The following is a 12,537-nucleotide window of genomic DNA, read 5'->3' as shown; positions in this document are numbered from 1 at the left end:
GGTAGATCACATGACCTGCTGAGTAGTTACATTCGATTGAATATTTCGTAGGGGCAGACCTGTGAACGGAAAAAACTGAAAAATGCAGGTTGCCATGGCTCTCCCACGGAACGAGGGCCCCAAGCCCTCGTCATCATGTCCCTGAGCAGTACGGTCGTGAACACTTGCTGAAACAACAATCGGACGCCTCATGTACGAACAAAGTTTCAAGCGAATCATGGATTGCTCGTTTTTCGGCTACGCCTTGCATCGGATCATCGTGGACGGTTCCGGAAAGCCGGTGGATTATGAGTTTCTGGAGGTCAATGCCGGGTTTGAGCGGATGACCGGGTTGTCCGCCGAGAACATCCTCGGCCGACGGGTGACGGAGGTCTTGCCCGGGATCGAGGACGATCCCTTCGGCTGGATCGGGTTTTACGGGCGGATAGCCCAGGAAGGAACCGAGGAGGAATTTAAGCAGTATTCACAGCCGCTTGGACGTTGGTACAAGGTCAGCGCCTACTCTCCGGAAGCGGGCCATTTCGTGACCGTGATCCAGGACATCACCTCGGAGAAGGAACAGGCTCTGCAGATGGAGCGTTTTTTCTCGGTGAACCTCGACCTGCTCTGTATTGCGGACACGTCCGGCAACTTCGTCAAGGTCAACGCCGAGTGGGAGTCCGTGCTCGGCTACACGGCCCAGGAACTCGAACAACGCACCTTCCTGGAGTTCGTCCATCCGGACGATCTTCAGCCTACACTGGCGGTCATGGCCGAACTGGACGAGCAGAAGCCGGTCCTCCAGTTCGTGAACCGCTACCGCTGCAAGGACGGCTCCTACCGACACATCGAATGGCGCTCCCACCCTCACGGCGCCCTGATCTACGCAGCGGCCCGGGATGTCACGGAACGGGTCAACAACGAAGCGGAATTCCATCGCCAGACCGGCCTGATCACCTCCCTCCTGGATTCCATCCCGGACATCATCTTCTACAAGGATGTTGACGGCGTATACCTGGGCTGCAACCCGCCCTTCGCGGAATTCGTGGGCAGGCCGCGGGAAGAGATTGTCGGCAGGACCGATTACGACCTGTTCGAAAAACACATTGCCGATTTTTTTCGGAAGCATGACCAAAAGATGCTTAAAAAAAATGCTTCCCGGCATAATGAAGAGTGGATTACCTATCCCGACGGGCGGACCATTCTGATCGACACCCTGAAGACTCCCTACCGAGGTCCGGACGGAAAACTCATCGGCATCCTGGGCATCAGCCGGGACATCACCGAGCGCAAGCGGATTGAAGAAAAACTGGCTGTGAGTGAAGATCGTTACAGCCGAGCCATTGCCGGAACCGGGGCCGGCCTCTGGGACTGGGATATGGTTGAGAATACGGTGTATTTCAGTCCGCTGTGGAAGGACATGCTCGGATATGAAGATCACGAAATCGCGAACGATTTTTCAGGCTGGAGAAACCTCTGGCACCCGGAGGACGTCGCCCGTATCGAAACAGCGATTAATGACCATCTTGAGGAAAAAACCAAAACTTACGAAATCGAGCACCGTCTGCGCCACAAGGACGGCAGTTGGCGCTGGATACTGACCCGAGGCGATATTCATAAAAACACAACGGAAAAAATGGTACGCTGGGTTGGGACCAACATCGACATCACCGAGCGCAAGCAGGCCGAAGAGGCCCTGCGTCGCGCCATGGAGCAGGCGGAAGAGGCCAGCCGGATCAAGGGCGAGTTTCTGGCCAACATGAGCCATGAAATCCGTACGCCCATGAACGCGATTATCGGCCTGGGCGATCTGATGATGCGCACGGACCTCAACGCCAAGCAGCGCGACTACCTGACCAAGATCAGTGGCTCCTCGCGGATGCTCCTGGGCGTCATCAACGACATCCTGGACTTTTCCAAGATCGAGGCAGGCCGGCTGGAGCTGGACCGGCACCCGTTCCGGCTGGACGAACTCCTGGACCAGCTGAAGACCCTGTTCGCGGCCACCGCGGATGAAAAGGGCCTGGAACTGCTCTTCCGGGTCGCCCCGGACGTCCCGCGCTCCCTGATCTGCGACTCCCTGCGCCTGGGCCAAATCCTGACTAACCTGCTGGGCAATGCAATGAAGTTTACGGAGTCGGGGCGGGTGGAAGTTGGAATTGAAGAGGTTCACGGTTCAACAGACGGGGTTCACGGTTCACGGTTCAACGGTTCAGCGGTTGAAGAAACGGAGGACGGAGGTAATGGCGTAGTAGCGAAAAATCTTTCGCCCGACGTTGTTGCGCAACATGCAATCTATTCGGGTGCTCCCACGCCCCCAACCGTGAACCGTGAACCGCTGAACCGTGAACCTGCATCAATCGTGAAGCTGCGCTTCACGGTCTCGGACACGGGCATCGGCATGGATGCGGAGGAGGTGGCCCGGTTGTTCCAGGCGTTTTCCCAGGCGGATACCTCCACCACCCGCAGATACGGCGGCACCGGCCTGGGTCTGGTCATCAGCCAGAGGCTGGTGCAGGCCATGGGGGGAGATCTGGGCGTGGAGTCCGTGCCGGGCCGGGGCAGCGTATTCTCCTTTGACCTGGAACTGCCGCTTGTCGCCGGGGAATTGGATCGCTCCGACTGCCCGGATGAGACCAGACCCGGGGCCAGGGTTCTGGTGGCGGACGACCAGGCCGTGGCCCGGGAGGTGCTTCGGGAAATCCTGGAACGCTGCCTTCTGGACGTGACCGAAGCCGACAGCGGCTTGGCCGCCGTGGATGCCGTTGTCCAGGCCGAGCAGGCAGGAACGCCCTTTGAGTTCATCCTCATGGATTGGAAAATGCCCGGGGAGTTGGACGGCCTGCAGGCCATCCAACGGCTGCACCAGCTTCGGACCGAAGGTGTCCTGTCCGGCCCCGCCGCTCCGGTAGCCATCATCAGTGCGTACAGCCGCGAGGACATGCCCCCGGACCCGCCCTACAACGCCTTTCTGGCCAAGCCCGTGACCGCCTCGACCCTGATGGACGCCATGATCGCCGCCACAGGCGGCACCCTTCGCGCTCCAGTCTCCACCGTCCCGGCCCATGCGGCCATCCCCTGCTTTGCCGGTTCCTCCATTCTCCTGGTGGAAGACAACCTGCTCAACCAGGAGGTGGCCGCGGAAATCCTGCGCCAAACCGAAGCCACGGTAACCATCGCCAACAACGGCCTCGAAGCCGTATGCCTGACCCAATCCCACCCCTTCGATCTGATCCTGATGGACTTGCAAATGCCGGAGATGGATGGGTTCGAAGCGACGCGGCGCATTCGCGCCGCGGAGATTCACGGTTCACGGTTCAACGGTTCAACGGTTGAGGAAACAACGGATGGTGGTGTTGATGCAGGGGCTACCCGCGGTCGCCCTTCTGCTGGTCCGCCATCCCCAACCGTTGAACAACTGAACCGTGAACCGCTGAACCGTGAACCTTCCAAAACCGTGAACCAGCGTAAGCGCACCCCCATCATCGCCCTCTCCGCCGCGGTCATGGAAGCCGATCGGAGGCGGGCCGGGGAGGCGGGGATGAATGGGCATGTGGCCAAGCCCATCGACAGCGGGGAACTGTACGCTGTTCTGGGGCGGTTTTTGGAGCAGCGGGGCACGGTGGACCGGGAGACAGAGAGCGCCGGGGTAAGTCTGGCGGAAATAAGTCTGGGAGGATTCGATTTGGAGCAGGGGCTGGCTGTTTTGGGCGGCAATGTCTCATTTTATCTCAAGATGCTGCACGGTTTCAAACAGCAACTTGAAGAAGAGTTCGAGGTCCTTCCGGAATTGCTGAACGCGGTGGCTTGGCCCGGCCAGCCGGAGGATTCCCGCCGCTGGGACGCCAGGCGCATGACCCATATCATCAAGGGGGTGGCCGGAACAGTGGGCGCGGTTCGTCTGGCTGACGCGGTTCGGGAGGTGGATCAGGCTCTTGGTTCGAGTGAGGCCATTTCGGAAAACCGTTGGCAAGAGCTGCGCCGGGAAGCCGCCTTGGCCTTGAGCCAGGCCCGCGAGCAACTGGACGGACTGCCTCCACTCCCGAAATCCCCGCCCCCGGTCTCCGAGGAAGTGGCCGCCCCGGCCGTCCAGAACCTGCTGGCCAGTCTGCGGGACGGTGAGCTGGTGGACGACAAGCTCCTGGAAACGGTCACCGTTTTTCTTGGCCGACGTCTGGGCCGGAAGCATGCAGCGGTATTCAGGGAACTTGTAGAAGGGTTTAAACTGGACCGGGCCGCGGAGATGCTGGATGGGATGATCCGGGAAATGGGGATGGAAGAGCTGGGCCAAGGGGTCAAAAATACAACACAGGCAGAACATCATGGACACCAATGATCTCAGGCAAAAACCCGCCAAACCCGTCGTGCTCATAGTAGACGATCAGCCGGCCAATCTCCAGGTTCTCGGAAACCTGCTCCGGGAGGAGTACCTGGTTCTGGCCGCGCCCAACGGGGCCAAGGCCTTGTCGATAGCCACCGGCAAAAAGACTCCGGACGTCATCCTGCTGGACATCATGATGCCCGAGATGGACGGGTACGAGGTTTGCCGGCGGCTGCAGGCCGACCCGCGCACCGCGGACATCCCGGTGATCTTCGTCACGGGCAAGGAATCGGAGGAGAACGAGCGCAAAGGGTTCGACCTCGGGGCCGTGGACTACATCGTCAAGCCGATCCAGCCACATATCGTCGAGGCCCGGGTGCGCAGCCAGGTCCGGCGCAGGCTGGCGAAAAAGTCGCTGCGGGAGAGCGAGTCCCAGTTCAAGTCCCTGGTGGCCAACATCCCCGGCATCACCTTCCGGTGCCGGAACGATCCGGACTGGACCATGCTCTACATCAGCAGCATGGTGGAGGCGGTCAGCGGTTATCCGGCATCGGACTTTCACCACAACGTCGTGCGCAGTTACGTGAGCGTCATCCACCCCGAGGACGCTCCGGCCGTGGAACAGGCCATTTCGAATGCCGTGGACGCCGGCGCCTCGTGGGAGATTGAGTACCGGATCATTCACCGGGACGGCGGTATCCGCTGGGCCTACGAGAAGGGGATGGGCGTCGCCAACGGCGGGGCCGAAGTCGCGTTTCTGGACGGTTTCATCCTGGACATCACGGCGCGCAGACAGGCCGAAGAGGCGCTTCTGCACCAGAAGGCTCATTTCGAGTCCCTGTTCTTCAACACCAACGACGCCATTGTCTTTTTCGACACCCAACACAGAATTATCAATGTGAATGCCGTGTTTACGAACATTTTCGGGTACACCCTGGACGAGGTGTTGTACAGGAACATCAATACAGTGGTGGACCCGCTGAAAAAGGCACACGAATACGGCTCACCCCGGATTTTGCGCGGCGAGCAGATCAACATTGACGCCATCCGCTACACCAAATCCGGCGAATCCAGAAACGTCCTGCTCAAGGGCGGCCCAGTGCGCAAACAAGGCATGATCGTGGGCGGGTACGCCATCTATTCCGACATAACGGATCGCAAAATGGCCGAGGAGAAACTCCGCCAGTTCGCCAAGCAGATGGAAATGAAGAACATGGAGTTGGACGCGGCCCTGGCCCGGGCTGAGGCGGCCACCCGGGCCAAGAGTGAGTTTCTGGCCAATATGAGCCACGAAATTCGGACCCCGATGAATGGCGTGATCGGCATGACCGGGTTGCTCCTGGATACGGAACTGGATGCAACCCAACGCCGCTATGCCGAAACCGTTCGCTCCAGCGGCAAAGCCCTGCTGAGCCTGATCAACGACATCCTGGACTTTTCCAAGATCGAATCCGGCAAGTTGGAAATGGAGACCCTGGACTTCAGCCTGCGGTCCCTGCTGGACGATTTCACGGCCACAATGTCCTTCAAGGCCGTGGACAAGGGCCTGGAGTTCATCTGCGCCGCCGACCCGGACGTCCCGGACCGCCTCCTCGGCGACCCCGGACGACTGCGCCAGATATTGACCAACCTGGTCGGCAACGCATTGAAGTTCACCGAACAGGGCGAGGTGGTGGTCAGGGTGCAGTTGACGGCGAGAAATGCTGGAATGCTGGAATGCCGGGATGCTGGAATTGTCGAGGTAGACGACGCGATCAGTATTTCAGATACGGTTGAACGGACTCAGACGTCGGAGTCGATCGACCTGGAGACACAATCGTTTCAGCACGGTTTGCATTCCAGCATTCCAGCATCCCAGCATTCCAGCATTCCGGAAATTACTCTGCTTTTCACAATTCGGGACACCGGCATCGGCATACCGGCGGACAAGGTGGGTTCTTTGTTCCAGAGTTTTTCCCAGGTGGATGCGTCCATTACCCGGAAATTCGGCGGTACCGGTCTGGGATTGGCCATTTCCCGGCAGTTGGCGGAGATGATGGGCGGGAAAGTTGGCGTGGAGAGCATCGAGGGACAGGGTTCGACATTCTGGTTCACGGTGCGCCTGGGAGCAGCCGAGACGACGGACACGGCTCTGGAATCCGTGAACCTGCGCGACGTCCGCGTATTGGTGGTGGACGACAATGCCACGAACCGGGAATTTCTGCTGACGCTCCTCATGGTTTGGGGCATGCGCCCGGACGAGTCTCCGGACGGCCCCACGGCCCTGGGCCTGCTGTACAAGGCTCTGGCCGAGGGTGATCCGTACCGTCTGGCCGTGCTGGATTTGCGTATGCCCGGAATGGACGGCGAAACCCTGGGTCGGGCCATCCATGCCGATCCCAAGCTGCAACCCCTGCGCTCCGTGATGCTGACGGCCTACGGCAGCCGCGGAGACGCCAGGCGTTTTCTGGAAGCCGGTTTTTCCGCCTTCCTGACCAAACCCGTGCTGCATGGCGAGCTGTTCGACACCCTGACCATGGTGATGGCCAGTGACGGGCATGCCTCATCCCGGGAACTGATCATCCGGCATCGGGCCAGGGAAGCAGCTGAAAACCGCAAGCACTTCGCTCCGCGCAAGGCCCGCATCCTCCTGGCCGAAGACAACCCCACCAACCAGCAGGTGGCCCTGGCCATGCTCAAGAAACTCGGCCTGTCCGCCGACGCCGTGGCCGACGGTTCTGAAGCCCTCCAAGTCCTCCAATCCATCCCCTACGACCTGGTGCTGATGGACGTGCAGATGCCGGTGATGGACGGACTTTGTGCGACAAGGGAGATTAGAAGAATCGAGAATAATGCTGGAATGCTGGGATTCTGGAATGCTGGCATTGAAAATACAGAAGGGAAAACCGGGATTCCAGGCCAGACTGAACAGTTGGACGCGGCCCCTGGATCAGATTCACAGGCATTTCAGTATTCCAGTATTCCAGTATTCCAGCATATCCGGCGTCTACCGGTCATCGCCCTCACCGCCCACGCCATGCAGGGCTTTCGGGAGCAGTGTCTGGATGCGGGGATGGATGATTATCTGCCCAAGCCGCTGGAACCGGCCAGGTTGGCGGAGATGCTTGAGAAATGGCTGCCGATCCGGGAGGACGCGGAACCAAATGTCGAGACCGGCGAGGGCGGACAGGAGCACAATGAATCCTTACCCAGGGATAAAGACCTAACGGTGTTCAACAAATCGGAGTTTGTGCGTCGCATGTGCGGGGACGAGAAGCTGGCAAAAGAGATTATTGCGGGATTCGTGGGCCAGAATCGACCACGCTTGATCGGCTTGCGCCGGAAGATTGAGGAAGAAGATTCCGTTGGCGTTCGCGAATATGCCCATGCCATCAAGGGATCGTCCCTGACCATCAGCGCGGGCGCTTTGGCCAGGACGGCCGGGCTGATTGAACAGGCAGGGCACGATGGCGATGTGGCTGCTTATCGCGATTTGTGGTCGCAAATGGAACGTGAATTTGAGCGATTGTGCTTGGAGTTGCTTTTACATTAACCGTTTACGTACCATGCACCCAAACCGCCCGCATCACGCAGCACCCATCGCGCTGCCTCCATGGTTCCGCTTCCGGCGACTGGCCTTGCCCGGAGTGATCCTGCTTGTCGGGCTGCTCTGCGCCTGGTGGCTCATTGGCCATGCCGATCGCGGGTTGCGGGAGGAATGGCTGGATCAGGCCCGGGTGGTGGCCGGGGCCGTGAACCTTGAACACGTCCGGTCCCTGGCCGGCGACGAATCGGACCTGGCCCTGCCGGAATACCGGCGGCTCAAGGAGCAGCTTGGAGCCATTCGGGCGGCCAAGCCCGAATTTCGCTTCGTGTATCTCATGGGGCGCGCTCCGGAGGGAACGGTCTTTTTCCATGCGGACAGCGAGCCCGCCGGGTCTGATGATGAATCGCCGCCCGGAGAAGCGTACGCCGAAGCCTCGCTGGAACTCCTGGCGGTGTTCGATGCCGGTCGGCCATTCGTTGAGGGCCCGCTTCAGGATGAATGGGGAACCTGGATCACCCCGCTGGTTCCGTTGCTGGACCCGTGGACCAGAGAGGTGCTCGCCGTGCTGGGCATGGATATCGACGCCCGGGACTGGAAACGGAACGTGGCCGCCCGATCGGCCCAGTCCCTGGTCCTGCTGCTCCTGGCGGTGTTCGGCCTGCTGGCCCTGAACCTGGGGCTGGTCCATCGCGGAAAAGCGGATATCCTGGCCCGGCAGGCGGAGCGGCGCGAGCGGGACGGCCGTTTTCAGGTGCTCTTTCGGCAAAGCCCGGACCCGTTGTTCATCTGGCGACTGGACGACACCCTGTTCGATGTGAACGAGGCCGGATGCCTGATGCTGGGCTATTCCCGCGAGGAGCTTCTGCGTCTGTCCCTGGCTGATATCCTTCCCTCCGTCGTCCGGGACAGGGACGTGGAGATCGTCAGCGCGGAGTTGCCGCTGAGCCGTTTTGAGAGCGTCAATCTGCGCCGGGACGGCACCACCATTCCCGTGGAGATATCCAAAACCCGGATCACGCTGCACGGCCGGAGCTATGTCCTTTCCGCGGCCAGGGACATTTCCAGACAGAAGCAGGCCGAGGCCGAGCTGGTCAAGGCCAGGGAGCAGGCCGAGGCGGCAACCCAGGCCAAGGGGGAGTTTCTGGCCAATATGAGCCACGAAATCCGGACCCCCATGAACGGGGTCCTGGGCATGACCCATCTGCTGCTGGACACGCAACTCAACGACACGCAACGCAGCTACGTGGAGACCATCCTCTTCAGCGGACAGGCCTTGCTGGGGGTCATCAACGACATACTGGACTTTTCCAAGATCGAGGCCGGCCGCCTCGAACTGGAAACCCTGCCTTTAGACCCCCACGAAACCGTCCACCAGATCGCCGCGGCCCTGGCCTTCAAGGCCGAGGAAAAGGGCTTGGAACTCCTGTGCGTCATCGACCCGGACGTACCGCGCCAGATCTCCGGCGACCCCTCCCGCCTGGCCCAAATCCTGAACAACCTCATCGCCAACGCCGTGAAGTTCACCGAGACGGGGGTGGTGGAGGTGCGGGTTCGGAGGGCGGAAAGAAATGCTGGAATGCTGGAATGCTGGAATGTTTACCCGGTTGAACCGGGGTCCCCTCCGGGGTGTTCAACTGCGGCTGGAATTGCAGAGGTAGACGACGCGATCAGTATTTCAGATCCGGTTGAACGGATTCAGACGTCGGAGTCGTTCGCCTTGGAGACACAATCGTTTCAGCACGGTTTAGATTCCTGCATTCCAGCATCCCAGCATTCCAGCATTCCGGAAATTAGTTTGCTTTTCTCGGTCCGCGACACCGGCATCGGCATTCCCCTGGAGAAGCAGGCCGTGTTGTTTGACAAGTTCAGCCAAGTGGACGCCACGGTGACCCGCAAATTCGGTGGGACCGGTCTGGGGTTGGCGATTGCCCGGCAGCTGGTGGAACTCATGGGCGGGAGCATCGGGATGGAGAGCGCCGAGGGGCTCGGGTCCATGTTCTGGTTCGAGCTTCCCTTCGGCCTGCTCGAACAGCAGGCGGCGTTCGCGGCGGATTGCCGGAATCTCGCCGGATTCCGGGCGCTGATCGTGGACGACAACGCCACGAACCGGACCTATCTGACCACCCTGTTGCAATCCTGGGACATGAACGCGGAATCTGCCGTGGACGGCCCAGAGGCACTGGCCCTGATCATCCGGATGACCAAGTCGGCGCATCCTCCGGATGTCCTCCTGCTGGACATGCAAATGCCGGGCATGAGCGGGGATATTCTGGCCCAGGTGATCCGGGCCGAACCTGACTGGTCCGAAATTCCCCTGGTCCTGCTGGCCTCCACGAACTGGCAGGATGCGCGGGATATCTTCGCCGCCGTGCTGATCAAACCCGTGCAGCCCCGCCAACTCTCCCAGACCCTGCACCAGGTTTTGGGCCTGGACGAGCAGGCAATCGGAGGAAGTCGCCTCAACGACACGGCAAGCTCCGCCGCCACCCTGACGCCGGATTCCGCTGATCACTTCCTGACTCCCTTGCCAAGTGCCCGGATTCTCGTCGTTGAGGACAACGGCACAAACCGCAAAGTGATCACGCACATGCTCCTGCGCTACGGCCTGCATGTCGACGTCGCAGCCAATGGCCTGGAAGCCCTGAGCCTCCTGAATAAAACCGACTTCGACCTCGTCTTCATGGACGTCCAGATGCCCGTCATGGACGGCATCGAAGCCACCCGCCGCTTTCGCGCCGGAGAGCTTCAAGCAGCGATTCAAGGTTCACGATTCAACGGTTCAGCGGTTGAAGAAACTGAGGACGGAGGTAATGGCGTAGGGGCGAAAAATCTTTCGCCCGACGGTGTCACGCCAAACGCAACATATTCTCACGCTACCACTGTCTCAACCGTGAACCGTGAACCGCTAAACCGTGAACCCCACACCCCCATCATCGCCATGACCGCCTTGGCCATGTCCGGAGATCGGGAGCGTTGCCTCAATGCCGGGATGGACGACTACGTGACCAAGCCGATCACCCCGGCCAGCCTCCGAAACACCCTGACAAGGTGGCTTGCGCCCTCCCAGGCTGAAAATCCAGTGGACAGCTCGCCTTCTCCAAGAGGAGTGGTTTCGGACGCTATGGAAAACGGCCCCGCTCGGGACGGCCAAACAGGCCCCCGGCCCCTGATTCTGGATTGGAATGACTTTTTGGCGCGAATGGAAGGCAATCTGGAACTGGCCCGGGAGCTGCTGGACGATTTTCTACAGGATATCCCGGAGCGGCTGAGAGATTTGGAAGCCGGCCTGACAACCGGCAACCTCCAGCAGATCCAAAACCAGGCCCATGCCGTCAGGGGCGCCTGCCGGGTCCTGGGCGCTGGGGCCATGGCCGAGACGGTCCGGGAAATCGAACGGATTGCCTTGACGGCGGACGGGGAGACCCTGGCCGCACTCGTGCGTGAGCTGAGCGCGCAATTTGAGATGCTCAAGGCGGGAATCCAGGCAAAGGCGCCGGAGCTTTGACGCATGTTCATCATTTCAGGCTGTTCGATTGACATGCCGGCCATTTGTAAGCTCGCTCCATCGTCATCAAGGGAGGAAAACATGCAGGTACGTTTGGATACACAAGGCAATGTGGAGTCGCTTGCCCGGATCGGCGCGGAACTTTTGGCCGATCCGGCCTTTAAAGGCCTGATGGTCCTGGGCTGCGACGCGAACATGTGGGCCGCGGAAGAGGTTTCGCCCTGCTTGTCTGGTTTTGACAAGCCCGTGTTCGGCGGATTGTTCCCGCAGATCATCCACGAGCAAAAAAACTACGAAACAGGAACCCTGCTGGTCGGCCTGCCGGTTGTCCCGGACGTGGCCGTGTTGCACGGGCTGAGCGATCCGGAGGCGGATTTCGACGAACAGGTGGAGGCAATTGCCGACCAGTGGGACGACGGCGACCTGAAAAACGAAACACTGGTGGTTTATGTTGATGGTCTGAGCCGGCGTATCGCGGAGCTGGTCGGGGCGCTTTTCAACTGCTTCGGCCTGGAGCGCAACTTCATCGGCGGCGGGGCCGGTTCACTGTCCTTCGTACAAAAGCCTTGTCTGCTCACGCCCCAAGGGCTGCTGGCCGACGCGGCGGTGATCGTCCGCCTGCCCATGCGCAGCGGCATCGGCGTGACCCACGGCTGGCAGCCCATCAGCGAAAGCATGAAAGTGACCGAGTCGGACCGCAACCTGATCAAGACCCTGGACTGGCGACCGGCCTTCGAAGTGTACCGCGAGCTGGTGGAGCCCCACGGCGGCCGGACCTTCAGGGAGGACAACTTCTTCGACATCGCCAAATGCTATCCCTTCGGCATCAACAAGCTGGATTCCGAGGTCGTGGTCCGTGATCCGCTGATGGTTGGCCCGGATGGCGGGTTGATCTGCGTGGGCGAAGTGCCCGCGGGCAGTTTCGTGCGTCTGCTTAGCGGCAGCCCGGACTCCCTGATCGAGGCCGCTGGCCGGGCCCGGGAACTGGCCGAGAAAGCCTTGCCCGGCGGCAGTGGGCAGGCCGCGTTTTTCATCGACTGCATTTCCCGGGTCCTGTATCTGGGCGACCGGATCCAGGACGAGCTGGCCAACGCGGCGGGGAACCGCCCCCTATTCGGGGCTCTGACCCTGGGCGAAATCGCCAACAGCGGCAAGGACTATCTGGAATTCTACAACAAGACCTCGGTCCTGGGACTGCTGGAGTAG

The 12,537-nt window shown here is 60.5% G+C and carries 4 protein-coding genes; all 4 read left to right on the top strand.

Annotation, left to right across the window (positions count from 1 at the left end):
- Positions 1-190 precede the first annotated feature (190 nt).
- Positions 191-4,315 (top strand): PAS domain-containing hybrid sensor histidine kinase/response regulator, encoded by a 4,125-nt coding sequence (locus tag ACYQ15_RS04915; RefSeq protein ID WP_459936409.1) that lies wholly within the window; start codon positions 191-193, stop codon positions 4,313-4,315.
- Positions 4,302-7,832, top strand: a complete 3,531-nt coding sequence (locus ACYQ15_RS04910; RefSeq protein WP_459936408.1) for a response regulator — start codon at positions 4,302-4,304, stop codon at positions 7,830-7,832. The genes ACYQ15_RS04915 and ACYQ15_RS04910 overlap by 14 nt, the downstream gene beginning before the upstream one ends.
- Before the next feature lie 13 nt (positions 7,833-7,845).
- The gene (locus tag ACYQ15_RS04905; RefSeq protein WP_459936407.1) at positions 7,846-11,331 is read left to right on the top strand and encodes a hybrid sensor histidine kinase/response regulator; all 3,486 of its coding nucleotides are present in this window, start codon (positions 7,846-7,848) and stop codon (positions 11,329-11,331) included.
- 81 nt (positions 11,332-11,412) lie between these two features.
- Positions 11,413-12,537 carry an FIST signal transduction protein gene (locus tag ACYQ15_RS04900; protein WP_459936406.1) on the top strand — a complete coding sequence of 375 codons (1,125 nt, stop codon included), beginning with the start codon at positions 11,413-11,415 and terminating at the stop codon, positions 12,535-12,537.

The organism is Desulfonatronum parangueonense (assembly GCF_054656975.1).
The sequence above is the reverse complement of the archived record's forward strand: the minus strand, read 5'-3'. Positions and strand labels throughout refer to the sequence as shown.